The organism is Paraburkholderia atlantica, assembly GCF_009362785.1.
In the GTDB taxonomy this organism is placed as follows: Bacteria; Pseudomonadota; Gammaproteobacteria; order Burkholderiales; family Burkholderiaceae; genus Paraburkholderia; species Paraburkholderia atlantica.
Genome location: NZ_WHNQ01000031.1, coordinates 60,212 through 85,317, shown reverse-complemented (window position 1 = coordinate 85,317; position 25,106 = coordinate 60,212). Strand labels below are relative to the sequence as shown.

Sequence of the window (25,106 nt, the reverse complement as noted above, 5' to 3'; positions counted from 1 at the left end):
ACATGCCGGTTGAGATCGGTGTTGTGCCAGAAACAACACAGCCCCACACACGAATCCTTTACGCTTCTTCCCGATTGGCTGTGGCGCCCGGTTGACCCCAACCTCAGAGCGACGCAGCGACCCGTCATGCCTGATGACCATAGCGAGTCGGTCCCACCCCTTCCCATCCCGAACAGGACCGTGAAACGACTCCACGCCGATGATAGTGCGGATTGCCCGTGTGAAAGTAGGTAATCGTCAGGCTCCCCCAAAGCCAGAAACCCCACCCCAGCGGTGGGGTTTTTGCGTTTACACGGCCAATTTCGCGCGCTTCACTATTTCCAATGCGCAGCGCATCCGCCTAACCGTGCGACTTTCGACGCGTTCGCCCAAAATCCGTGTCCTTCTGCTTCAGGCGGTCGGCACCTCCTCCAAAATCGCTATGCTCGCTTACGCGCCGGCGCTCGATCGGATCCTCCTGCGATAAAGCGGTCGAGTCTCTCACTGGCCTCCGTAATCGCCCAAAGCGGGGCGCGATGCAACTGCCGATCGTACCTCGTCGCGATCGATGCAAAGAGCTCGAAGCCCGTTTCGTCCAGCTTCCATTCGTCGCGTTCCCGACCTGCGTCGAACACCGTCGCCGAAATGCGGTCCGCGGCGTGGAGTTCTTCATGGCTCATCGAGCCGAAGCCTGCATCGGCAAGGTAACTGGTCAAAAGCATGATTTGCGTGAGCGTCTGTGCATCGCTCTTAGTGCCGACGCCGCGGCGCAGTGCGTCGAGCGACAGATGGACTCGTAGCGCGAGATCGTCGGCGATCTGGCGCGCGATGGGCAACAGCATGGCTTTGGCATGCCGCGCGCGGGCGGCGCCAGTGTTGCGGAAAGGAATCGGTTGTGCCATGGAGATCCAAGGGGTTTGCCTGAGCACATGCAATAACGGCGCGCTTTGCAAAAGGTTGAGCCTTCATTGCGCTTTACCCGCTTCCTTCGACGAAAACGTTTGCTGGCGACCACTTGCGCGCAGATTGCCAGCATGTTGCGGCGTCTATACTCGAGCGGATTGACACCTGCATCGCCCGCAGTGCGCCGATCGCTACCCAGGAATCCAGCGGTTTTGCCTCCCATGCTCGCCCGCGAAAAGACTTCGCCGCATTGCCACCTCGCGCGCGTCCGGTCGCCAGCCTCGGCCAAAGCTCTCTATCATGACAATTGGAACAACGCCGACCAGCAAGCCGGAACGGAGCAAGTCTCGTCGGCAAGCGCCATCCAGCCGCGTTCAACCCGGGGAAGGACCGGTGCGGGCTGCATGCGGTGAACCGCGTTGCGCGCTCGATCATGCGCCGCGTCGCCGCGCCACGGTCGGCTGGCTCGAGGCGCCTGTCCTCGACGGATGTGACCAGCGGCGCGGGCAATGACGCGATCTATTTCGCGCGCATCACACCCAGCGCGACGATCTTCGTTCCGTGCAAGGACGGCATCAGCCACAACCAAATCGAGGACGCGCGCGCCGATCATCTGGAAGCCGCTGCAGGTGAGCTGAGCGTGGCGTCGAGGACAGGGAGCATACGCGCATGAAGATCCTGATCGCACGAATGAACCACGAGACCAACACGTTCTCGCCGGTAGAAACCCCGTTGGCCGCATTTGGCCGCAATGGTCCCAGCTACGGCCGCGCCGCGTTCGAAGAAAACAAAGGCATGCAAACCGCGATGGCCGCGTTCATCGACGCCGCCGAGCGCGTGCACGCCGAAATCGTGACACCGATCTCCGCCATGGCGAATCCGAGCGGGCCGGTGGACGCCGCCGCCTACGATACGATCTGCGACGCGATCGTGGCAGCCGCGACCGGTTGCGACGCGGTGATGCTCGATCTGCACGGCGCGATGGTCGCCGAGAACTCGACCGATGGCGAAGGCGATCTGCTCGCGCGCGTGCGTGCGTCGTTGCCGCACGCGCCGATCGCGGTCGCACTCGATCTGCACGGCAACGTCACGCAAAAGATGATCGACAACGCCGACATCATCGTCAGTTTCAAAACCTATCCGCACGTCGACATGTACGAGACTGGCGCGCACGCAGCGCGCCTGCTGTTCGACATGATCGACGGCCGCGCGAAACCGGTGATCGCGTGGCGTCAGCCGCCGCTGCTCACGCACACGCTGCGCAGCGCGAGCGCCGACGGCGCGATGAAACGCGCGCTCGATGCCGCGCGCGCCGCCGAGGCCGACGGCGTGCTCGCGGTGTCGGTGCTGGCGGGCTTCTCGCTCGCCGATATCGACGCGCCATGCATTAGCGTCGTCGTCGTGGGCAATGGCGAACGCGCGGATGCGGAGGCGGTCGCGGGACGCATCGCTCGACAGATTTGGGACGAGCGCGACGATTTCGTCTATCGCAGCGCGCCGCTGGCCGAATCGGTCGCGCAGGCGGCGTCGCTGGCGCGCGGCGCCGACAAACCGGTGCTGCTGCTCGATCATGGCGACAACTGCATGTCGGGTGGCACCTGCGACACGATGGATCTGCTCGAGGAAGCATTGAAGCAGGGCCTCGACGGCATCGTTAGCGGGCCATTGTGCGACCCGCAGGCGGTCGCGGCCCTGGCGGCCTCGGGGGTCGGAAGCACAGTCACGCTCGCGATCGGCAACAAGCTGACAAACGATGCTTTGCCCTCCCGTTCGCCGCTCGCCCTGACCGGCGTCGTGCGCGCGCTGACCGACGGCGAATACGTGATCAGCGGCCCGACTTATACCGGCCAGCGCGCATACATGGGGCGCGCGGCAGTGCTCGACGCCGGCACGGTGAAACTCGTCGTGACCGAACACACGCATGAGCCGTGGGATCTCGGCGTGTTCGAGAGCGTCGGAATCGATCCGCGCCGCGCGCGTTTTCTGCTGCTCAAATCACGCATGTATTGCCGGCCGGTTTTCGTGCCGATCGCGGCGGCGCTCGTCGAATGCGATAGCCGTGGCGTCACGAGTTCGGACTACAGTCTGTTCAGATTCGAGCGCGTGAAACGGCCGGTTTATCCATTGGACCCTGACACCGAATGGACCGCGACCGACTGATCAACACACATGTGTTTCGACAAATCGCGGCAAGGGCTTGTGCAGTCCGCATCGAGTCTCTATAATTCGCGCCTCTGAAGGCTCGTAGCTCAGTTGGTTAGAGCACCACCTTGACATGGTGGGGGTCGTTGGTTCGAATCCAATCGAGCCTACCAACGCATCGGTGACGTAGACGAAAGCGGTTCCGCTTTCGTCTACGGTCCCGTCAAATCCATTCCATCGTTCCCGCAGTTTCGCCGTTCGGCATCACATCCCCTTCGTTGTCGTTGTCCGCGTGTGGCTCGAAGCTCGCGCACATTCACGCGCTCTGTCGCTGTTGCGTCGTCGTTCGACAATGCGCGGTACAGTAGACCTTCCGCTTTCGCCGCCGACCCGACTGCCGTTTCCATCGCATCGTTCGATCATGCGCTGCCGGCAGCATCCAACGGAGCTGTCGCAATGAAGAAGCTCATCAACGATGTGTCCACCGTGGTCCCCGACATGCTCGAAGGGCTCATCGCGCTCAATCCCCAACTCTCGCTGTTGCAGGGCGGCACGATCGTGTTGCGCGCCGATGCCGAGGCCGTGGCCGCGCGTGGCGAGGTCGCGCTGATCTCGGGCGGCGGCTCGGGCCACGAGCCCGCGCACGGCGGCTACGTCGGCCACGGCATGCTGAGCGCGGCGGTGGCCGGCGAGATCTTCACATCGCCATCCACCGACGCCGTGCTCGACGCAATCCGAGCGGCGGCCGGTCCCGCGGGTGCGTTGCTGATCGTCAAAAACTACACGGGGGACCGCTTCAACTTCGGCCTCGCTGCCGAGATCGCGCGCGCCGAGGGCATCCCGGTCGAGATGATGATCGTCGCCGACGACGTCGCGTTGAGCGCGAGCGGCGATCACGCGGGCCGTCGCGGACTCGCGGGCACTGTGCTGGTTCACAAGATCGCGGGCGCGGCGGCCGCGCGCGGTTTGCCGTTGGCCGAAGTCGCGCGGATCGCTAAAGAAGCGGCAGCGTCGCTTGGCACGATGGGCGTCGCGCTGACGCCGTGCACGGTGCCGGCCGCGGGCAAGCCGGGCTTCGAACTGGGCGATCGCGAAATCGAATGGGGCCTCGGCATTCATGGCGAACCCGGCGTGGCGCGTGGCGCGCTGGAGCCGGCCGATGCGATGGTCGGCAAGCTGCTCGCAAAGATCGTCGGCGATCTAGCGTTGCAAGCGGGCGAGCGCGTCGCGCTGCTCGTCAACAATCTCGGCGGCACCCCATCGAGCGAGCTCAACGTGGTGGCCGGCGCCGCGCTGCGCGAGCTCGCAGGGCGCGGCATCGAAGTCGCGCGCGCGTGGGCCGGCACGTTCCTGAGCGCGCTCGAGATGGCCGGCGTGTCGCTGACGCTGCTGCGAGTGGATGACGAACGGCTGAGCCTGCTCGACGCCGCCTCGCATACGAGCGCATGGCCCGCGCTGAGCGGCCGTGTCGCGCAGGTCGCGGTGCGTGCCGCACCACCCGCGCCGCAAAGCGCGAGCGGCGCGACGCTCGCGCGTGACGCGACGCTGCGTCGCGCGATCGAAGCGGTCTGCGAGTGCCTGCTGTCAGCCGAGCCGGTATTGACCGAAATGGACCAGCGCGTCGGCGACGGCGACCTCGGCATCAGCCTCGCGCGTGGCGCACGCGCGGTGCAGCTCGAGCTCGATACCTATGCGTCCGCAGCCACGCCGGGCGCGGTGTTGCGCAGCATCTCGGCGACGCTGCGGCGCGTGGTGGGCGGTACGTCGGGTCCGCTATATGCGGTGATGCTGCTGCGCGCGGCGGCCGCGCTCGAACCCTCGGGCGGGACTACCGCACGGCAATGGGCGACGGCGTTCTGCGCCGGTGTGGATGGATTGATGGAACTGGGGGGCGCGACGCCGGGCGATCGCACGATGGTCGATGCGCTGAAGCCCGCCGCCGACGCGCTGTCCGACGCACTCGCTCAGGGAGCGTCGACGGATGCTGCATTGCGAGCCGCCATCGCCGCGGCAAGCGATGGCACGTCGCGTACCGCATCGATGCATCCGCGCCGCGGGCGTTCGAGCTATGTCGGCGACCGCGCGATCGGTCATGTGGACCCCGGCGCGCATGCGGTGGCGTTGTGGCTCGCGGCGATTCGCGATGCGCTGCGCGGTTAGGCGCGGGCGAACGCGAACGTTGCTGCGAACGCAACGGCAACGCGCGCCTTCGCGGACGAGAAAAACAACGCCGCCCTCAAGGCCGCAACAGATCGAACCCTGCGAAAGCAACGACGCCGCTCAGCGCGATCAGCGCCACCGAGTGCTGTCCAACGTACAGCAGCCCGGCGGCGGACCAACACGTGATGGCGAATGCGGCAATACGTTTCATGCTTCCTTCTTCTACAACTCGAACTCAAAAGCAGGCTCAGAAGCCCAGCGCAACGGCCAGCAAACCACTGGCGACACCACATACCACCACCGCGCAGGCCACCACCGTCAGCACGCGCCGCGGAAACGACCGCGCGAGCATTGCTAGCGACGGCACGCTGACGAGCGGCAGCGTCATCAGCAGCGCGCCGGCGGGTCCAGCGGCCATACCGAACGACAGCATCGCCTGAATGATCGGCACTTCGCCCGCGGTCGGAATCACGAACAGCGTGCCGGCGATCGACAGCGCGATGATCCACAGCAGGCTGTTGTCGACGTCCGGGCCGATATGCGGAAACAGCCACGCGCGCGCCGCGCCGAGAATCAGCACGAGCACGATGTATTCCGGCACGAGCCGCAGCGTCATGCGCCCGAGAATCGAGATCCAGCGCGAGAACGCGGTGCCCGGATCGTCGGCGCTGACCAGTTGCGCGACGGCCTCTCGCGACGCTTGCGCTTCCTGCGGCGTGACCATGCGGTTCACGAGGTAGCCGAGGCCGAACACCATCACGATGCCGAGCGCGAGGCGCAGGCCCATCCACTGCCAGCCGAGCACGAAGCCCATGAAGATCAGCGTCGCGGGATTCAGCGCCGTATTCCCGAGCCAAAAAGCAATCGCCGCGCCCGGCGCCGCTTCGCGCGCACGCAGGCCCGCGACGACCGGCGCCGCGCAGCAGGTGCACATCATGCCCGGCAATGACATCAGGCCGCCTTTGACAACGCTGTTGAAGTCGGCACGACCGAGCGCGCGCGCGACCCACTGCGGCGGAATCAGCGCCTGCACGGCGGAGCCGAGCAGCAGGCCGAGCACCATCGCCTGCCAGATCGCCTTGCCGTACGCGAGGGCGAAGTCGATCGCGGCCTCCCATGATGCCGCCGGCGCGCTCGCGGACGTGCCCATCAGGATCGACTTGCCGATCGAATGCTGGCTCGCGGCGACGAATGCGCGGTTGTAGTACGGAAACCACTTCACATAGAAGAGGCCGACGACGGCGATCAGCAGGAATACGATCCAGCCAAGCGTCACGCGGGGTTGCCGAAGGGTTGATTGCATGATGGTTGTTAAATGTCGTTGTGAGTCAACCGACGACTAGCGTACGGGTATCGAGCTGCGCGAGCAGCGTTTTCGCCTGCTCGACGACATCGGCGTCGTTCGGGCGGAAGTCGAGTTGCAGCGCGTTCGGCAGCTGATCGAAATGCTGGCCGCTACTGCGCGCGTAGGCGGGATCGTAGTGAAGTTCGATCAGTTCATGCGCGAGCTCGGCGCGCCGGTTGTCGTCGACGAGCCGCTGCCAGCCCGTGACCCGCTCGCGGCTGTGCAGGCCGATCAGGCGTTCGAGCTGTCCCTTGAAGTAGTCGGGATGCTCGAACAGATGCGCGTAATCCTGCAGCAGAAACGCCGCGCGATCGTCGCGGCTCGAACGCACCTCGACGCACGCGCCGCGATGAAACGTTTCGAGCAGCGCGAGCGGCAGTGTGACGGAGCCGATGCGCCTGCTTTCCGCCTCGACGAACACCGGCCGATTCACGTCGAAGTCTTGCAGCGCGGTGACGAGCAGCGTGTCGAAACGCTTTTGCGACGGCTGCGGCACGCCGGTGTACGCGCCGAGCAGCGAGCCGCGATGCGAGGCGAGCGCCTCGAGGTCGAGCGTTTGCGCGCCGGCCTCATGCAGCGCCGACAGCAGCCGCGTCTTGCCGCTGCCGGTCGGGCCGACGAGCGCGATATAGCTGAAACGGCGCGGCAGGGTTTCGAGCCTCTCCAGCGTGGCGCGCCGGTAGCTCTTGTAGCCGCCCTCGAGTTGCCGCGCCGACCAGCCGATCATATTGAACAGCGTCGTGACCGAGCCCGAGCGCTTGCCGCCGCGCCAGCAGTAGATCAGCGGGCGCCAGTTGCGCGGCCGGTCGGCGAAGGTGGTTTCCAGATGATGCGCGATGTTGCGCGCGACTAACGCCGCACCGACCCGCGTGCCCTCGAACGGCGACACCTGCTTGTAGGTCGTGCCGACCAGCACGCGTTCCTCGTTGCTCAGCACTGGCGCGTTGGTCGCGCCCGGAATATGGTCTTCCTCGAACTCGAGCGGCGTGCGAACGTCGACGATTTCATCGAAATCGCCGGCTTTATCGAGGCTGACTAGAAGACTTTTCAAGGGAGTAGGGACAAAACGGACCGCGGGAAGACCGAAATTATCGCATGCGCGGCTCGTTCGGGCCGGTTATGCGTCCATTCCGGCGTTCCCCAGCGACGCGTCCCTTCAGCCGCCTGCCTCAGATGACCTCGACTCGCGCTTCCCCGCTCACCAGCTCGCCGATCACCCGCGCGTCGGCGAAGCCATCCGCGCGGAACAGCGCGAGCACCTCGTCGACCGCTTCGGGCGTGCATGACACCAGCAGCCCGCCCGACGTCTGCGGATCGGTCAACAACGCACGGCCGGCGGACGGCAACGCGGCGGGCAGCACCACGTCGTGGCCATAGGCGTCCCAGTTGCGGCCCGATGCGCCGGTGAAGATGCCGGCTTCCGCGAGGCTCGCGACGTTCGGCAGCCACGGCAGGTCTGCATAGCGCACGCGCGCGGTCAACTTCGAGCCGCGCGCGAGTTCCAGCGTGTGGCCGAGCAGGCCGAAGCCGGTGATGTCGGTCAGCGCGTGCACGCCGTCGAGCCGCGCCAGCTCGGCGCCCGGCCGGTTCAGCTTGGTGGTCGCGCCGATCATGGCCGCGTAGCCGGCCGCGTCGAGCCGGTCTTTCTTCAGTGCCGCCGACAGAATGCCGACGCCGAGCGGCTTGCCGAGGATCAGCACGTCGCCGGCCTGGCCGCCCGCGTTGCGCTTGACGCGTTTCGGATCGACGATGCCCAGCGCGACGAGGCCGTAAATCGGCTCGACCGAATCGATCGAATGGCCGCCCGCGAGCGGGATGCCCGCTTCCGCGCAGACCGATTCGCCGCCTTTCAGCACGGCCGCGATCACGTCGTGCGGCAGCACGTTGATCGGCATGCCGACGATCGCGAGCGCCATGATCGGCTTGCCGCCCATCGCGTAGACGTCGGAGATCGCGTTGGTCGCGGCGATGCGGCCGAAGTCGAACGGATCGTCGACGATCGGCATGAAGAAATCGGTGGTCGCGACGATCGCTTGGTCTTCGTTGAGCTTGTAGACGGCGGCGTCGTCGGCGGTGTCGTTGCCGACCAGCAGGTCGGGGAAAAACGGCAGCGGCGCGCTGCGCTTGAGCAGATCGGCGAGCAGGCCCGGCGCGATCTTGCAGCCGCAGCCGCCGCCGTGCGACAGGCTCGTTAGACGGGGCGACTGGCTTGCTTGGACTTGGGTCATGGAGGCGGGAGTTCGGTTTCGTCGAATGACCGCATTATGAGGGTAGTTTTCACACTGTGCAGCGTCGACCCGGGCCGCAAACCGGCTTGATGCCGAAACCGTATATCCCAACGATAAACGCCCGCGTAAAAAATACTAATCGCCAAGCAAATGCAAACGGCAGGTGCGCGATGAAACCAATTCTTCGCGCGCTAACGCAATTGCGCACCGCCGCGCGAATTGATCGCCGTCGACAATTAGCAAACCAATTACCGCGCGATTGCAAAGCCCTTATTTATTGCTGCCCGCGCCGGTCCCATACAAGCCATTGCTAAATCCGCCGGCGCCCTCGGCTTTTTGTCCCTGGCCGGCGGTTTTGCCGCGCGCGTTGCCTTGTCCGCTTTCTTTCGACTGAGGTTTGTGCGATTCATGAACCGCCGATGCGGCCGGGTCGGGCGTCGAACCCATTCCGGACGAGCGGCTTTCCATGTGCGAAGAGCCGCCCGACTGGGGAATCTGCGCAAGGCTGGGGGAGTTCGTGGCCAGCAGTACGGCGCCGAGAAGTGCAAGTGAGGCTGCGCCGACTGCCGCGCGCCGGGAGCAAGTAGAGTAGTTCATAGGAGCGCAATAATCCTTCGAGAAGGTCAATGGAATGCACCATTCGCGGGTTCAGCATGAACGGTGCCCGGCACCAGGAATAAATCGTGCAGACAGGGGGCGCCGTTCATTCAAGTGACTTTCGCGTGTCTTATTTACCCGGGTGGAGAATGCACTACGATCGCGCTGCATGTCGCGAAACGGCATCTATAATCAATTTTGTCCCCAAAAGAGCCGAGGCCATGCAATGACGCAAATGACTCGGCGACAATTCCTGAAGGTTTCTGCCACCTCGCTCGCCGGATCGAGCCTAGCCCTGATGGGCTTCTCGCCGACACCCGCGCTGGCCGAAGTCCGTCAGTACAAATTGTCGCGTGCTACCGAAACCCGCAACACCTGCCCGTACTGCTCGGTGGGCTGCGGCGTCCTCATGTACGGCCTTGGCGACGAAGCCAAGAACGTGAAGACGAGCATCTTCCACATCGAGGGCGACCCCGACCATCCGGTCAATCGCGGCACGCTGTGCCCGAAGGGCGCGAGCCTGATCGACTTCATCCATAGCCCGAGCCGTTTGCGCTATCCCGAGTACCGCGCGGCCGGGGCGAACGAGTGGAAGCGCATCTCGTGGGAAGAGGCGCTAGACCGCATCGCGAAGCTGATGAAGGAAGACCGCGACGCGAACTTCGTCGAGACGACCGCTGACGGCAAGAAGGTCAACCGCTGGCTGACTACCGGGATGCTCGCAGCGTCGGCCAGCAGTAACGAGGTGGGTTACCTGACGCACAAGACTGCTCGCAGTCTTGGCATGCTCGGATTCGACAATCAGGCGCGTGTCTGACATGGCCCGACGGTGGCAGGTCTTGCCCCGACGTTTGGCCGTGGAGCGATGACGAACCATTGGGTCGACATCAGAAACGCGGACTTGATTCTCGTGATGGGCGGCAATGCGGCCGAGGCCCACCCATGCGGTTTCAAATGGGTCACCGAAGCCAAGGCGCACCGCAAGGCGCGCCTGATCGTGGTCGACCCGCGCTTTAATCGCACCGCGTCGGTCGCGGACTACTACGTGCCGATCCGCACCGGTACGGACATCGCGTTCCTCGGCGGGGTGATCAACTATCTGCTGACGAACGACAAGATCCAGCACGAGTACGTGAAGAACTACACGGACGTGTCGTTTATCGTCCGTGAGGACTTTGCGTTCAACGACGGCATATTCTCCGGATACAACGCCGACAAGCGCAGCTACGACAAGACCTCGTGGGACTACGAGCGCGGCGACGACGGCTTCGCCAAGGTCGACCCGACGCTGCAGGACCCGCGCTGCGTCTATCAGCTGATGAAGAAGCATTACTCGCGCTACACGCCCGAGCAGGTCGAAAAAATCTGCGGCACGCCGAAGGACAAGTTCCTGCACGTGTGCGAAATGCTCGCGGCGACGTCGGTGCCGGGACGCGCGACCACGATCATGTACGCGCTAGGCTGGACGCAGCACTCGATCGGCTCGCAGATCATCCGTACCGGCGCGATGGTACAGCTGCTGCTCGGCAACATCGGCATCGCAGGCGGCGGCATGAATGCGCTGCGCGGTCACTCGAACATTCAGGGCCTGACGGACCTCGGCCTGATGTCGAACCTGCTGCCGGGCTATATGACACTGCCGATGGAAGCGGAACAGGACTTCGATGCCTATATCGCGAAACGCGCCACCCAGCCGCTGCGGCCGAACCAGCTGAGCTACTGGCGCAACTATCGCGCGTTCCACGTGAGCTTCATGAAGTCGTGGTGGGGTGACAAGGCCACCGCCGAGAACAACTTCGCTTTCGACTATCTGCCGAAGCTCGACAAGTCCTACGACCTGTTGCAGGTCTTCGAGCTGATGAGTCAGGGGAAGATGACCGGCTACATCGCGCAGGGCTTCAACCCGCTTGCCGCCGCGCCGTACAAGTCAAAGAACGGCCCGGCTCTGGCCAAGCTGAAGTGGCTAGTGATCATGGACCCGCTCGCGACCGAAACGTCGGAGTTCTGGAAGAACCATGGCCCGTTCAACGACGTCGACAGCGCATCGATCCAGACCGAGGTGTTCCGTCTGCCTACCACCTGCTTCGCCGAGGAACGCGGCTCGCTCGTCAGTTCGAGCCGGGTGCTGCAATGGCACTGGCAGGGCGCGGACGGCCCGGGCGAAGCGAAGAGCGACCTCGAGATCATGGCTGGGCTGTGGCTGCGGATTCGCGACGCTTATCGCAAGGACGGCGGCAAGTATCCCGATCCGATCCTGAACATGAGCTGGCCGTATGCGAAGCCGGACAGCCCGACGCCCGAAGAAATCGCGAAGGAGTTCAACGGCAAGGCGCTCGCGGACGTCACCGATCCGAAGGACCCGACCAAGGTGCTCGCGAAGAAAGGCGAGCAACTTGCGAGTTTCGCGCAGCTGCGCGACGACGGCTCGACTTCGAGCGGCTGCTGGATCTTTTGCGGCTCGTGGACCCAGGCGGGCAACCAGATGGGCCGCCGCGACAACTCGGACCCGACCGGCATCGGCAACACGCTGAACTGGGCGTGGGCATGGCCGGTGAACCGGCGGGTTCTGTACAACCGCGCGTCGTGCGACCTCAACGGCAAGCCGTTCGATCCGACGCGTAAGCTGATCGCGTGGAATGGCAGCACGTGGTCGGGCGCCGACATTCCGGACTTCAAGGTCGACGAGCCGCCCGACAGCGGCATGAATCCGTTCATCATGAATCCGGAAGGCGTCGCGCGATTCTTCGCGCGCGACGCGATGGTCGAAGGGCCGTTCCCCGAGCACTATGAACCGTTCGAGACGCCGCTCGGCTACAACCCGCTGCATCCGGACAACAAGCTGGTCGTCAGCAACCCGGCGGCACGCGTGTTCCCGGGCGATAAGGCCACGTTCGGCACGCACGAGAACTTCCCGCATACCGCGACCAGCTATCGTCTGACCGAGCATTTCCACTACTGGACGAAGCACGCGAAGTTGAACGCGATCATCCAGCCCGAGCAGTTCGTCGAGATCGGCGAAGACCTCGCGAAGGAGATCGGCGTGGTGGCCGGCGACCGGGTCAAGGTGAGCTCGAACCGCGGGCACCTGATAGCCGTCGCGGTCGTGACGAAGCGCATCAAACCGCTGACGATCGAAGGCAAGAAGGTGCAGACCGTCGGGCTGCCGATTCATTGGGGCTTCATCGGGCTCGCAAGGCCGGGCTATCTCGTCAATACGCTGACGCCCCCCGTGGGCGACGGGAATTCACAGACACCGGAAACCAAGTCGTTCCTCGTCAAGGTCGAAAAGGCATAAGGTAAAGAGATGGCACTGCAATCACTGGACATCAGACGCGTCTCGGCCACGACCACGCAGCCGCCGGTGGCTCGCGCGCCGGCCACCGGGCAGGTCGCGAAGCTCATCGACGTATCGAAGTGCATCGGCTGCAAGGCGTGTCAGACCGCCTGCATGGAGTGGAACGATCTGCGCGACGAGATCGGCGTGAACGTCGGCGTCTACGACAATCCGCCCGACTTGACTCCCGATTCGTGGACCGTCATGCGTTTCGCGGAGTATGAGAACTCCGCCGGCGATCTCGAATGGCTAATCCGCAAGGACGGCTGCATGCACTGCGAAGACCCGGGCTGTCTGAAGGCCTGTCCGGCGCCGGGCGCAATCGTGCAGTACACGAACGGTATCGTGGATTTCCACCAGGAGAACTGCATCGGCTGCGGCTTCTGCATCGCCGGCTGTCCGTTCGACATACCGCGTATGTCGAGACAGGATCGCCGCGTGTACAAGTGCACGCTGTGCTCGGACCGCGTCGCGGTCGGCCAGGAGCCGGCCTGCGTGAAGACCTGCCCGACCGGCGCGATCATGTTCGGCACCAAGGAGGACATGAAGCTGCAGGCCGAGGACCGCATCGTCGATCTGAAGGAGCGCGGTTTCCAGAACGCTGGCCTGTATAACCCGGACAAGGTCGGGGGCACCCATGTGATGTACGTGCTGCACCACGCCGACCGGCCGTCGCTGTATCACGGCCTGCCGGACGATCCGCGCATCAGTCCGATGGTGACGTTGTGGAAGGGCATCGCCAAGCCGATCGGGCTCGCCATCATGGGGATCGCCGCGCTCGCGGGCTTCTTCCACTACACGCGCGTCGGCCCGAACGAGGTGACCGAGGCCGATGAAGCCGCCGCCGTCAAGGAAGCCGAAGAAGCACGCCGTTCGCGGGAGGGTAGGCAATGAACCACTCTGAGCACTCCGACTTCACGGACGTGAAGGGCAACCGCCTGATCGTGCGCTATACGCCGAACGAGCGCACGAATCATTGGATCACCGCGATCTGTTTCATCCTGCTTGCGCTGTCCGGTCTCGCGTTGTTCCATCCGGCGATGGCGTTTCTATACGTCGTGCTTGGCGGCGGACAGTGGACGCGGATCTTGCACCCGTTCATCGGCTGCGTGATGTTCATCTCGTTCCTGATTCTTGCGTTGCGCTTCTGGCATCACAACTATCTTGACCAGGCGGATATCCAGTGGATGAAGCAGTTCCGCGACGTGCTGAACAATCGCGAGGAACGCCTGCCCGCAATCGGCAGGTACAACGCCGGGCAGAAGCTGCTGTTCTTCGTGATGGTGATCTGTATGCTGCTGCTGTTGCTGAGCGGCATCGTGATCTGGCGACGCTACTTTTCGTTATATTTCCCGATTGGGCTGATCCGGCTGTCCGCGGTCGTGCACGCGGTGACGGCGTTTTTGCTGATCGTCGGCATCATCGTGCATATCTATGCGGGGCTGTGGGTCAAGGGCTCCATAGGTGCGATGATGCGCGGCACCGTTACCTATGGCTGGGCGCGCAAGCATCATCCGAACTGGTTCAGGGAAATCATCGGTAAGTAAAGTGTTTCAATGCGCCGCACGCAGCACCCCGCGCACCGGGCCGCCGCGCCATGTCGATGACGGGCGGCGGCTTTTCAGTTTTCAGAGGACGATACCTTGGTCCAACGCATTCTCGAAGCCGCCGACATCGAGTCGCTCGATCCCTCGGCAATACCCCGCATCCGCATGCCGGAGCGGCTTGCGGTGTTCGCGCCGCGCGCCGCGCGGCTGCGTCAGCTCGCGTCGCGCGGCAATCCGATTGCCGGCTACCTGCGGTTGATGGCGGCGCTCGCCGATGCGCAGCAAGCGGTGCTCGCGCATTTCAAGGCGCAGCCGCCGAGCCCCGAGCTGATCGCGAGCGCGCAACAGTATTCGATGCCGCTGATTCCGGCGCTGTCCGGCGCGCGCGATCCGGCGTGGCAAGACGTGCTGCTGCAACTGCTCGACAGGATCGAAGCCGCGGGCCCGTTGACGCCGCAACTCGTCGCGTTGTTCGAGCGGCTGGGCTCGCTCGACGCCGCCGCGCTCGAAGCGCAGGCCGACGCAATCTTCGCGCAGCGCTTCGCCGACGTCGAGCCGGCGTGCGCGCCGTTCATCATGGCCGCGCTGCAAGTCGTATGGACCGACCTCGCCGCCGACATCGACAAACGCGCCGTACCGTACCTCGACACGCCGGGCCTGTGCCCGGTGTGCGGCTCGCATCCGGTGGCCAGCACGCTACGCATCGGCGGCGCGTACGACAACTATCGCTATCTGCAATGCGGGCTGTGCGCGACCGAATGGCATATGGTCCGTAGCAAATGCTCGAACTGCGATTCGACGAAAGGCATTGCGTACCACGTGGCCGGCTCGCCCGACGCCGACGCGGCCACCCGCGAAGCCGAAACGAAAAACGCCGTGCTAAAGGCGGAGTCGTGCGACGAATGCCATACTTACCGCAAGATCGGCATCCAGGCGAAGGACTACGAGTTCGATCCATTCGCGGACGACCTCGCGAGCCTCACGCTCGATCTGCTGATGGGCGCGGAAGGTTACCGGCGCGCGTCGCCGCATCCATGGCTGTGGCCGGAGCAGACGGCCGGCGGGATGGAAGCGGAGGACGACGAGTCCGCCTGACGGCGGCCTGACCGGACGCAAGTTCAACACGACATAAGGATTGCTCGTGAGCGATGTGAGCAACTCGGAATTGCGCGCGCTGATGGCGCGCGTGCCGTCGGTGGACAAGGTGATGGCGTCGGCGGAATTCGCGCCGCTGATCGGCGAATACGGCCGCACTCAGGTACTCAATGCGCTGCGCGACGCGCTCGACGCGTGGCGTATCGGCGCGCAATCGGGCGATGCGGCGGCCAATCCGGCGGTGAGCGCGCTCGATACCCCGCAACTGCATGCGACGGTCGCCGCGGCGCTGCTCGCGCGCAACGCGTCGCGGCTGCGCAGCGTATTCAATCTGACCGGCACCGTATTGCACACGAACCTCGGCCGCGCGCTGCTGCCCGACGAGTCGGTGCGCGCCGTGATGACTGCGCTCACGCAACCCGCCAACCTCGAGTTCGATCTCGCCACCGGCACGCGCGGCGACCGCGACGACCTGATCGACGATCTGATCTGCGAGCTGACCGGCGCCGAAGCCGCGACCATCGTCAACAACAACGCGGCCGCGGTGCTGCTCACGCTGTCCGCGCTCGCGACGAAGAAGGAAGTGGTGGTGTCGCGCGGCGAACTCGTCGAAATCGGCGGCGCGTTTCGCATTCCCGACATCATGAGTCGCGCAGGCGCGAAGTTGCGCGAAGTCGGCACGACGAACCGCACGCATCTAAAGGACTATGAACAGGCGATCAACGCGCGCACTGCGCTGCTGATGAAAGTCCACGCGAGCAACTACGCGATCAGCGGCTTCACGAAGGAAGTCGGCATCGACGAGATCGCACCGCTCGCGCATGAGCACGGACTCGCGGTCGCCGTCGATCTCGGCAGCGGCACGCTGGTCGATCTCGCCGAATGGGGCTTGCCGCGCGAGCCGACCGTGCGCGAGACCGTCGCGGCCGGCGCCGATCTCGTCACGTTCAGCGGCGACAAGCTGCTCGGCGGGCCGCAAGCCGGGTTGATCGTCGGGCGTCGCGATCTGATCGCGAAGATCAAGAAGCATCCGCTGAAGCGCGCACTGCGCGTCGGCAAGCTGACGCTCGCGGCGTTGGAGCCTGTGCTGCAGCTGTATCGCGCGCCGGAGAAGTTGACGGAGCGGCTAACCACGCTACGGCTCCTCACGCGTCCCGCTGAAGACATTCACGCTGCCGCGCAGCGCGTGCTACCGGCGCTGCAGCAGGCGATCGACACGCGCTACACCGTGGCAGCGGAACCGATGTTCAGCCAGATCGGCAGCGGTGCATTGCCCGTCGACGTGCTGCCGAGCCATGGCCTCGTCATCACGATGAGCGACGGCAAGCGCGGCGGCCGTCATCTGCTCGCGCTCGAAAAGCAGTTGCGCGAGATGGCGCGGCCGGTGATCGGCCGGATCGCGGATGACGCGTTGCGGCTCGATCTGCGCTGCCTCGAAGCCGCCGACGAAGCGCAATTGATCGCACAGCTAATGGCGCAACCGAAAAGCAACTGAAGGACAGGCACGCATGATCGTCGGTACAGCGGGGCATATCGACCACGGCAAAACGAGCCTCGTGAAGGCACTGACCGGTGTCGATACAGACCGGCTCAAGGAAGAAAAAACGCGCGGCATTTCGATCGAGCTCGGCTACGCGTACGTGCCGCTCGACAACGGCGACGTGCTCGGTCTGATCGACGTGCCGGGCCACGAAAAGCTCGTGCATACGATGACCGCGGGCGCGAGCGGCATCGACTTCGCGCTGCTCGTGATCGCCGCCGACGACGGCGTGATGCCGCAAACGCGCGAACATCTGGCGATCGTCGAACTGCTCGGCATTCGGCGCGGCGCAATCGCGTTGACGAAAGTGGATCGGGTCGATGACGAGCGTCTGCGCAAAGTGCGCGACGAAGTGAGTGCGTTCGTCGGCGATAGCGTGCTGCGCGACGCGCCGGTGTTCGATACCTGCGCGACGCGCGCGGACGATGCGGGCGTCGCCGCGTTGAACGCGCATCTGCGCGAGCAGGCTGCCGCATGGCGCATGAAGCGCGACGACGGGCTGTTCCGCCTCGCCGTCGATCGTGTGTTCACGCTCGCGGGGCAGGGCACGATCGTGACCGGGACCGTCGTGGCGGGCAGCGTGAGCGTCGGCGACACGATGCTGCTCGCGCCGAAAAATCAACCGGTGCGCGTGCGCAGCATCCACGCACAGAATCGCCCCGCCGAAACCGGCCGCGCCGGTCAGCGCTGCGCGCTGAATCTGGCAGGCATCGACAAGAGTGCGATCGAGCGCGGCGACTGGGTTGTCGATCCGCGGCTGTCGCAAGCGAGTGAGCGCATCGACGTCATGTTGACGCTGCTCGCCGACGCGCCGCACGCGCTCGAACATTGGACGCCGCTGCATGTGCATCTCGGCACGCAGCATCAGGTCGCGCATGTCGCGCTGCTCGAAGGTGACACGCTCGCGCCAGCTCAGCGCGCGCGCGTGCAATTCGTGTTCGAGCGGCCGGTGTGCGCGGTGCCGGGCGATCGCTTCGTCGTGCGTAACGCTCAGGCCAATCGCACGGTGGGCGGCGGGCACGTGCTCGATCCGTTCGCTCCGGCGCGCAAGCGGCGCTCGGCGGAACGCTTCGACTGGCTCGACGCGATTCAGACGCTGCTCGACACAGGCTCACTCGATGCGCTGTTCGCGCGCGCGTCACACGGTTTGTCGCGGGCATTGCTGGAGCGCCTAACGGGGATGCCGGCAGCCGCACTCGCGTTGCCCGCCGGGACGCGCACGATCGAACTGGGGGGCCATGACGCACTGCTGCTCGCGGACGCGACATGGCACGCACTCGCCGGGCGCGTGACCAGTGCGCTCGCGCAATACCACGAGCGCTCGCCGGATGAATTGGGCCCGGACGTGTCGCGCTTGCGGCGCATCGCGGCGCCACTGGTCGACGACGCGCTGTGGCGCGCGCTGGTCGACGATGCGGCGGCGCGTGGCGAGCTCGTCAGGCGCGGACCGTGGCTGCACTTGCCCGGCCACACCGTGACACTCGACGCGGCCGATCAGGCGCTTGCCGCTACGCTGCTGCCCGAGATCGAGGCGGGGCATTTCGATCCGCCGTGGGTGCGCGAGCTCGCGAACACGCATGGTGTGCCGGAGGAGCGTGTGCGTCAGTTGCTGCGCAAACTCGCGCGTCAGGGGGAGCTGTTCCAGATCGTGCATGACCTGTTCTATCACCAGCAGGTGATTCGCGAACTTGCGTCGATCGCGGCGACGGAGGCGCACAAGAATGCCGGCACCGTGGCGGCCGCGCCGTTTCGCGACGCGACCGGACTCGGCCGAAAACGCGCGATCCAGCTTTTGGAATTCTTCGACCGGGTTGGGTATACTCGCTTTCACCGTGGCCTGCACCTCGTGCGCACGGATAGCCGCTGGCTCGAGCTGCCTTGATCTGGCTTTTGCGGCCTGTCTCTGCGGGCACGCGTCATTCAATCACCGTAGGAAGGCATTCGTATCCGGTGGTGCGGCTGGGCTTCAAACCCAGTTGAGGGCGTCAGACGCTCTCGGGTAGGTTCGACTCCTGCTGCCTTCCGCCATAAGGCTTTGCGTCATTTTCCGGTCCGCCTTGTAGAGTTCAGCAATTAATGTCGTTTACGACACGAATTGATTGTTCTCGAACCGACCCGATTTTTCCGTAGGGGCTTTTCTTGAACGTTTTCGTTATGTCTAACGCTCGATAGGTCTGCAAGCGCCAATGCTTTCGTGTGTAGCTTGTTAAATCCAAAAACGGGCTTGATTCCGCTTTGCTGAAATAACCGCGCCTCAACTCTTTCCCGCGTAGGCCTTGCGTTTTCCGAGAGCACATCTTGAAAGCACTTCCAGTATTCATTGAAGAGCTTCTCGTCGCGCGCCAACTTTTCCCTATGTCGAGCCTCCTGTCCTCTACGCACTAGCAGCGCTGCAAAACCTGGCGCCAGTCTACGCAAGCTGCAATAGCCGGTGTTGAGAAGTCTGCTGGCTTGACTGAGGTTGCTAACCAACCCCAATTTATCAAGTCCTTCCAGCGCAGCGACTAAGGCATCTGAAGTTTTAAATCTGGGGGCGCGCCGGTGGCGCTGTACTACTTTGTTGTAGCCGTCAGCGCTTGCGTACTTTTTCCGCAACTTTACGTTTTTTCCAAGTAGGATATCGGATATTTTGCAGTCGCAACGGTTTGCGATAATTGTCAAAATAGGCAGCGATGCCCGTTGACCGGAGAGCCAGCTATCAACCCGACCGTGGTAGACGCCGAGATACCTGGCTAGCCGGCGGCCACTCCCGTCGCATAGCGTATTTACAGCATGTTGCATAAATTCACCAATTCGACTGCAATTGCTGAACGCTTCCGGGAATTGATGGATCTCATCCAACAATTGCGCGACCAAATGCGCGGATCGGACTTGCTCTTTGCGCGCTTTTCTAGTCTCGTGATTCGCAAGACTACTGCCATCGATGCGAGACAATCCGGGGAGCCAGAATGTATACCGCTTGGGTTTGGATCGCTCCGGTACAGTCTCGAGAAGGGTGTTATGGAGGGGACAGGCTTCGACACAATGAATTGACCAAAGCAGGCGGTTATACTTCTGACGACCCACGGACTCGTCGTCGCTGTAACAGGAGGGGCAAAAGCACTCTCTTTGGGAAAGAAGTTTTTCGAGGGAGACATGGGTTCGTAGCGGAAGCAACGTTCCCGAGGCGAGGTCGCTGCGCATCGTAAGTTTCTCGAGCGCGTTGACCCACATTGCTGCCCTTGCGCCCGCGCCATTCATAGTGAAAGTGTCGCGGGCGAAGTCCAGTGTACGCACCTCCTGGTCATGGAAAAGAGGTCCAACTGCACGATTGGCAAATACCCGCGGAAATAATCCGTGATAGGCACTCAATCTACGGAAGTAACTAGCCAGGCTCTCATAGCTCTCCCCACTCTCTCCTTGAGGTGGCAGACCAAAGCAAGCCGAACGCGCTGGAGAATCATCAGGCCACCCGCCGGGGGTGCTTACTAACGTGATCGGAGTCTTCATCGGGCGCGACGCCGATTTAACTGGCCATGCTCATCGTGTTCTTTCTTCAACTCCCTCCACAAATCTTCTTCTGTTGTGTAAGTCTTGACGAGTTCATCTTGAAGGTAAGGTTGGATCCGCTCTTCACCGCGTAGCGTCTCCATCGCTATTTGTCGATGCTTTTTAAGCGATGGCATCGACTTCAAAAGAAGAGTTCTACTCCATCTCGGTCTTTTTTCTTTCGAACACCGGGCGGCGGCCTCTAGGATCACTCGAACGGACGCGCCGCATAGTCCAAACGTACCATTGAACAGGTATTGAATATCGTTTTCTAAATCGATTTCGAAGCTATATGGCAAGCGTTCGGTCACGGATTTTATAAACGTCGCATATTCGATGAAATCTGCCTCGCATTGTTTATACCGTGGGCAATGTATAACGGTGATCCGGCGAGCTAATTGACCCGTCGCGTGTATTAATTCTTCGCTTCCGTATGCACCGATTAATACTAGATTAAAATTGGATCGGTTTGAAAGGGACTTCAACAGATCTCCGTAATGAATCGGAGGGGTTGACGAATGCAAGAAATGAATGATCTCGTCGAGTATCAGATGCTGAAGTCTCCGACCCTGGATAGCTTTTTCAAGCATCATTCGGCTGTTCTCAGCAGGACTGTGTTGCTCTTCCTCGAGATTGCGCGGCATGCCGAAGCCATCCAAGACACTGGGCGCCAGTAACGCCTTGCAGATTCGCGCATACAAAAGACTGAAATCTATCTCGGGTTTCTTGTCTGCGGAATCTACTTCGACCAATACCGCTGGGATGATTGAGGGATCCTCCTGGATTCGATACGCGTTGTCCTGGAGGAGTATCCTCAGTAGTTTTCGCCCAAAAGCCGATTTTCCCCATCCCGTCGGGCCGACGATCAAAATAATGGAAAGGCCTCCGATTTGCTCCATAAGTACTTCCGTTTCCTCTAGAATCGCGCTCATAGTTCGATGAGGAATTAAAAGATCATTCATGTAATTTTCTTTGTCCTCGTGGGAGCCTGTAACAGCTTGCTCTTTGGTGATCATGTTCAACTCCAATGTTCAAAATAACGTGCTTTCAACTTTGAGCAGCGATAGGGGTGGCTCTTGAGGGAAGGCCGAAGAAACCCACGCCACGGCAGTGCTTTCGCAAGGCCGAATGTTGTCGAGACGCGTGGGAAGCATATCGAGGTGTCCGCTCAGATTGGTTCCCTAACTTTAAGTTTTGCGTAATCAATTTTGAAACTCCTCGGGGACGGATAATTGGATTCGGTCTGCTGATGGTCTACCTCGGTCCTGTCATCTTCGGTTTCAGCGGATCCACCGTCACGGTTCTGGAGGGACAGTGTCCTATGCGGTTCAGGAGGTAAGACGGTGGTGAGGCCCGCGGCACCGTAGATCATTTGCGTGGCTGCGGTGGCTTCCGCGGCCGGTGGCAGAACGTGATCGGCGAAGACGTCGTCGAGCACCGACTCAAAGTTTTCGTTTGGAGAAGCCTTCAGTCGTAGGCGCACTTCGTAAAGGGCATAGCGCAGTTCGATTGAGGTCAGGTTGCGGTAGCGAAGCAATAAGCTGGATACGCATTTCACCCACTGCTTGTTGACGACGGCGTATGCCACACTGACATCCCACATGTCGACGTACATTTCAACGTTAATTTTTTTATAGCGCGCCTGCGCGAATTCATCTGCCCAATACCAGATGGGCCGGATCAGCACTCCCATTCGTGGATCGACTTTGTAGGTACTGTGAGTGGTTGGAATCAACGTTTGCAGCATGAACCCCATGTCGTAAGGCCTCACCCTAGTGAGGCGCCTGCCCGTCTCGATGAATCGCTTATGCATATATTGTTCTGGCGTATGGTCATGTGCCGGGTGGCGCGTATCGCGGTTGTATTCCACAAAGAAGAAATAGTCGAGAAGACCGTGCAACTCAACAAAGGAGAGGTGGTCAGCGTTCATTGGATCTACGGAACGCGTCATTGTCCGTACGTGTTGGGTAGCCTTCGTGTTACCTCTCAGGTCGTGAAGTAATTTGGTGTTGGTGACACCAAAAAGGCGCTCAAGGACGCCACCGAACCGCGACTGATGAGCTGGTCGGTAATCGATGGTGATATCGTTGAGATCACAGAACCGATCAAAGGCTTTCGAATGAAATTCCTTCCCGTTATCACAAACGATGAAATCTGGTACGCGCTTGTGTTTCGCCACCATCGCACGTATGGCCATCATGCAGCTCACGGTACTCGGTGGATGTAACGCGAGATAAAAGGCCAAGACCATTCGTGACTCCGCGTCCATCACGATGGTAAGCCACGCACGCAGCTTATATTCGCGGCCGCCGACTCCGCGTGTTTTGACTACGACGTCGACTTTGGTGTGATCGATATGGACCCGATGGAATGGACGCCCTCCATGAATCTTGTCGTGACGGTGCAGGTACCACACGGCAGGCTCGTTGTTATAGGCACGGCGCGCGCCCTCTCTCGCTCGCTCATCACGGAACTGCGAAGATCGCCGATAGAACGTATTCCGGGAGCAGGGTCTCAGTTCCCGTTCCTTGCAAAGTTCCTTGAACTCCTCGAAGCTCTTGCGCACAGAGGGATTCGTTGGATTGTTACCACCGGTCATAACCTCTTTGATTAGGTCGATAACGTTTTGTGAAAGTTGTGGACCTCGTCCACCAGGCCGCTCTGGGATCAAAGCAAGCTTTTGAGCCGGCTTGGAGTCTCCCGCTCCGCGCATCTTCTTTCGCCAGCGTTGAATAGTCCGTTCCGAATACACATGAGGAACGTCGATTTCTTCGAGCTTTTTCAATAATTCGAATCTTCGATTAGCCACGCTAATTCGCTTGTCGCTGATAGGCGGGTTATCCGCAAGAAGTTCTTCAGTATTTTTTGTTGTTGAAAGCAGCTGAACTTCCCCGGAAAACATCAGAGACTGAAACCGGTCTTCTGACAGCACCTCGGATACGTTGCATTCCGCGTTCCGAAAAAGGACTTTTCCTTCTGGTAGCGCCGTGACCGTGTACACATCAGCGTGACCGCGAAAAATGAACTCGGTTCCAATATCGACGGTCAGCACGAAATGGGTCGAGACCGCGTGAGGCGGAGGACGACGCCATTTAACGAGCTCTAATTGATCTCGTGTCGAGCAGATAACGGCCGAGTAGGGTTCAGAAAGGTCGTCGTACTCCAGATCGACAAACACGTGCTGCTCAGCAATGGCCTTCCAGACATCATCGACGCGAAATCGACCAGGAGGCGTTTCATGTTCAATGTTCTCGTTCCACGGCGTAGCGTCTTCATATGCCGCATGATTCAACGCTGCGAAACTCATCGCCCCGCCGCGTTTCTCCAGAAGCGCTTTAATTGCAAGCAAGGCGTCATCAGGAGCGGGACGGGCATCGTCACTCAGATATGCAGAGAGATGCTCGAGATTGGTCGCAAACAGGTCATTGTGTTCAGCGGAAGAGCGAAGGCAAAAAGTTATTCCGATCGACTTGAAGTATGTCTCGCGTTCAGGGCAGTGCCATGTTCCGTCGAGTTTAAAAAAGCGATCAGGCTGTCTTCTCGCCAGCCGAGTCAGTTCAATTTCAGTTTTCCATTCGTCTACAAATGGACCATAGTCGGTCAAGCGGAGGAGATCTGGTGTGTATGGGACGTCATGGGAGTATTCAGTTACTTTGCCATGCCGGGAAGTGCGGCGAATGGTCCTTGGGATAGCCACTTGAACCGGCTGGCAGCAGAACTCCCGTGTGAAGCCGTCGAAATCGGCCTTCATCACCGCAGGAAATTCGACGCGTCTGCTTTCCGTCGCAAGCCGGGTCCCCATCTTCTTCGACGTGTAACGAGATCTGATGTTTCCACCGGTCCCGGGGAATTTTCTCGTAGGCGCCTCGCGCAAGGATCGGAGTATGTATTTAACCCCGGCGTCTGGTATACCCCAATCCTGCAGGGCCTTGCGTCGCTCGTCATCTGTGTATGGTTTCGCAGATCCAAGGCGGCAGTTTTCCATCCATTGCCGCTCGTTTTGCTTCCAGACAGAGATCGGCTCGAGTGTGACCGGCAGTTCAATCCTCATTTTCATCTCCCCCGTAGACCAGGCGTTTGCTCTGCTTCGGGGTCAAAAAGGAGACATTCCGCAAAGGAAACTTTTGGGGCTGTGTGCTTATTTTTGGACCGGCTTGCACTTTGCATCACCATATGAGACGAGACGCGCGGTAGTCAACTCTCTATGTGTCGACCTTCGCCGGTCATTTTATTGGGACTGCATTGCATGATAGAAAAAGATATGTGCGGTTTGTTCCTGCGCGAATCAATACCCAAAATCCTTGTCTGGAGCGCCAACGAATTGAGGGTTTTTTATGTCGCCGAGGGAGGCGTAATGTCAAAGCGCCGGACCAAGTTATTTTTGCACACTGCCGTTGATTTTTTTGAATCGACTCCCCTGCTCGATAGCAAAGACTCCTGTCGTCACCTTGCAGTGGCTTGCGACGTGATTCCAGAGTCGCCGTCCCGCTTCACCCATGATGAACGATCGCACGGTGGTGGTTGGTTCGCTGCAAAAAGTTGCATTTCGGTTGCGACCGCGTGTCGAAGCAGTCTTTGTCGGAACAAGCCGACCGATTGGCCGCCTAAAACCGGACAATTTAAACCAGCCGAAGCTGCCTAGTCTATATTTAAATTTTACGCGGCCGAATTGAAATCGATTGCTTTCTAATTCACATGGCTACTTGAA

At 61.6% G+C, this 25,106-nt stretch carries 19 protein-coding genes, 2 tRNA genes and 1 rRNA gene; 13 read left to right on the top strand and 9 right to left on the bottom strand.

What is annotated here, in order from left to right; genetic code table 11:
* The first annotated feature begins 129 nt into the window (after positions 1 to 129).
* A 5S ribosomal RNA gene (gene rrf / locus GCT19_RS31645) occupies positions 130 to 243 on the top strand.
* A 176-nt stretch (positions 244 to 419) separates the two neighbouring features.
* On the opposite strand, the gene GCT19_RS31640 is transcribed toward rrf, so the two are convergent.
* Positions 420 to 881, bottom strand: a complete 462-nt coding sequence (locus tag GCT19_RS31640) for a hypothetical protein (RefSeq protein WP_018435114.1) — start codon at positions 879 to 881, stop codon at positions 420 to 422.
* Positions 882 to 1,315: 434 nt separating this feature from the next.
* On the opposite strand from GCT19_RS31640, the gene GCT19_RS31635 reads away from it, so the two are divergent.
* The 4 genes from GCT19_RS31635 (at position 1,316) to dhaL (ending at position 5,184) form a co-directional block, all read left to right on the top strand.
* Positions 1,316 to 1,555 carry a hypothetical protein gene (locus tag GCT19_RS31635; protein ID WP_375791999.1) on the top strand — a complete coding sequence of 80 codons (240 nt, stop codon included), beginning with the start codon at positions 1,316 to 1,318 and terminating at the stop codon, positions 1,553 to 1,555.
* The gene (locus tag GCT19_RS31630; protein ID WP_152854106.1) at positions 1,552 to 3,042 is read left to right on the top strand and encodes a M81 family metallopeptidase; all 1,491 of its coding nucleotides are present in this window, start codon (positions 1,552 to 1,554) and stop codon (positions 3,040 to 3,042) included. The genes GCT19_RS31635 and GCT19_RS31630 overlap by 4 nt, the downstream gene beginning before the upstream one ends.
* Before the next feature lie 78 nt (positions 3,043 to 3,120).
* A tRNA-Val gene (locus GCT19_RS31625) sits at positions 3,121 to 3,197 on the top strand.
* A gap of 283 nt (positions 3,198 to 3,480) precedes the next feature.
* The gene (gene dhaL, locus GCT19_RS31620) at positions 3,481 to 5,184 is read left to right on the top strand and encodes a dihydroxyacetone kinase subunit DhaL (protein WP_152854105.1); all 1,704 of its coding nucleotides are present in this window, start codon (positions 3,481 to 3,483) and stop codon (positions 5,182 to 5,184) included.
* A 76-nt stretch (positions 5,185 to 5,260) separates the two neighbouring features.
* Here the strand turns inward: dhaL and GCT19_RS44460 are convergent, their stop codons facing one another.
* The 5 genes from GCT19_RS44460 to GCT19_RS31595 form a co-directional block, all read right to left on the bottom strand.
* A complete protein-coding gene (locus GCT19_RS44460) occupies positions 5,261 to 5,395 on the bottom strand; it encodes a hypothetical protein (protein WP_013093068.1) in 135 nt (44 codons plus the stop codon).
* Between the two features lie 36 nt (positions 5,396 to 5,431).
* Positions 5,432 to 6,487, bottom strand: a complete 1,056-nt coding sequence (locus GCT19_RS31610) for a permease (protein ID WP_152854104.1) — start codon at positions 6,485 to 6,487, stop codon at positions 5,432 to 5,434.
* A gap of 25 nt (positions 6,488 to 6,512) precedes the next feature.
* Positions 6,513 to 7,580 carry a tRNA 2-selenouridine(34) synthase MnmH gene (mnmH, locus tag GCT19_RS31605; RefSeq protein WP_152854103.1) on the bottom strand — a complete coding sequence of 356 codons (1,068 nt, stop codon included), beginning with the start codon at positions 7,578 to 7,580 and terminating at the stop codon, positions 6,513 to 6,515.
* 118 nt (positions 7,581 to 7,698) lie between these two features.
* Entirely contained in the window at positions 7,699 to 8,757 is a 1,059-nt protein-coding gene (selD, locus tag GCT19_RS31600) for a selenide, water dikinase SelD (protein ID WP_018435121.1), read from the bottom strand.
* 270 nt (positions 8,758 to 9,027) lie between these two features.
* Positions 9,028 to 9,384, bottom strand: coding sequence for a beta-xylosidase (locus tag GCT19_RS31595; protein ID WP_227749371.1), 357 nt, complete (start codon positions 9,382 to 9,384; stop codon positions 9,028 to 9,030).
* A gap of 196 nt (positions 9,385 to 9,580) precedes the next feature.
* Between GCT19_RS31595 and fdnG the strand changes: the two genes are divergently transcribed.
* The 7 genes from fdnG (at position 9,581) to GCT19_RS31560 (ending at position 18,898) form a co-directional block, all read left to right on the top strand.
* Positions 9,581 to 12,649, top strand: a complete 3,069-nt coding sequence (gene fdnG, locus GCT19_RS31590) for a formate dehydrogenase-N subunit alpha (protein WP_152854102.1) — start codon at positions 9,581 to 9,583, stop codon at positions 12,647 to 12,649.
* Positions 12,650 to 12,658: 9 nt separating this feature from the next.
* Positions 12,659 to 13,582: a formate dehydrogenase subunit beta gene (gene fdxH / locus GCT19_RS31585; RefSeq protein ID WP_013093075.1), complete on the top strand. Its 924-nt coding sequence runs from the start codon at positions 12,659 to 12,661 to the stop codon at positions 13,580 to 13,582.
* Positions 13,579 to 14,235, top strand: a complete 657-nt coding sequence (locus tag GCT19_RS31580) for a formate dehydrogenase subunit gamma (RefSeq protein ID WP_013093076.1) — start codon at positions 13,579 to 13,581, stop codon at positions 14,233 to 14,235. Before fdxH ends, GCT19_RS31580 begins: the two co-directional genes overlap by 4 nt.
* A 96-nt stretch (positions 14,236 to 14,331) precedes the next feature.
* Positions 14,332 to 15,330, top strand: a complete 999-nt coding sequence (gene fdhE, locus GCT19_RS31575; protein WP_018435126.1) for a formate dehydrogenase accessory protein FdhE — start codon at positions 14,332 to 14,334, stop codon at positions 15,328 to 15,330.
* Positions 15,331 to 15,376: 46 nt separating this feature from the next.
* Positions 15,377 to 16,825, top strand: a complete 1,449-nt coding sequence (selA, locus tag GCT19_RS31570) for an L-seryl-tRNA(Sec) selenium transferase (protein WP_184133028.1) — start codon at positions 15,377 to 15,379, stop codon at positions 16,823 to 16,825.
* A 13-nt stretch (positions 16,826 to 16,838) separates the two neighbouring features.
* Positions 16,839 to 18,752: a selenocysteine-specific translation elongation factor gene (selB, locus tag GCT19_RS31565; protein WP_152854100.1), complete on the top strand. Its 1,914-nt coding sequence runs from the start codon at positions 16,839 to 16,841 to the stop codon at positions 18,750 to 18,752.
* Positions 18,753 to 18,802: 50 nt separating this feature from the next.
* A tRNA-Sec gene (locus GCT19_RS31560) sits at positions 18,803 to 18,898 on the top strand.
* 45 nt (positions 18,899 to 18,943) lie between these two features.
* On the opposite strand, the gene GCT19_RS31555 is transcribed toward GCT19_RS31560, so the two are convergent.
* From GCT19_RS31555 to GCT19_RS31545, 3 genes are all read right to left on the bottom strand, one after another.
* The gene (locus GCT19_RS31555) at positions 18,944 to 20,359 is read right to left on the bottom strand and encodes a TniQ family protein (protein ID WP_152854099.1); all 1,416 of its coding nucleotides are present in this window, start codon (positions 20,357 to 20,359) and stop codon (positions 18,944 to 18,946) included.
* On the bottom strand, positions 20,356 to 21,414 hold the full coding sequence (locus GCT19_RS31550; RefSeq protein ID WP_152854098.1) for a TniB family NTP-binding protein: 1,059 nt from the start codon (positions 21,412 to 21,414) through the stop codon (positions 20,356 to 20,358). The genes GCT19_RS31555 and GCT19_RS31550 overlap by 4 nt, the downstream gene beginning before the upstream one ends.
* 152 nt (positions 21,415 to 21,566) lie before the next feature.
* Positions 21,567 to 24,449 carry a DDE-type integrase/transposase/recombinase gene (locus GCT19_RS31545; RefSeq protein WP_152854097.1) on the bottom strand — a complete coding sequence of 961 codons (2,883 nt, stop codon included), beginning with the start codon at positions 24,447 to 24,449 and terminating at the stop codon, positions 21,567 to 21,569.
* Positions 24,450 to 24,644: 195 nt separating this feature from the next.
* Between GCT19_RS31545 and GCT19_RS31540 the strand changes: the two genes are divergently transcribed.
* Positions 24,645 to 25,040 carry a hypothetical protein gene (locus GCT19_RS31540; RefSeq protein WP_152854096.1) on the top strand — a complete coding sequence of 132 codons (396 nt, stop codon included), beginning with the start codon at positions 24,645 to 24,647 and terminating at the stop codon, positions 25,038 to 25,040.
* The last annotated feature ends 66 nt before the right edge of the window (positions 25,041 to 25,106 follow it).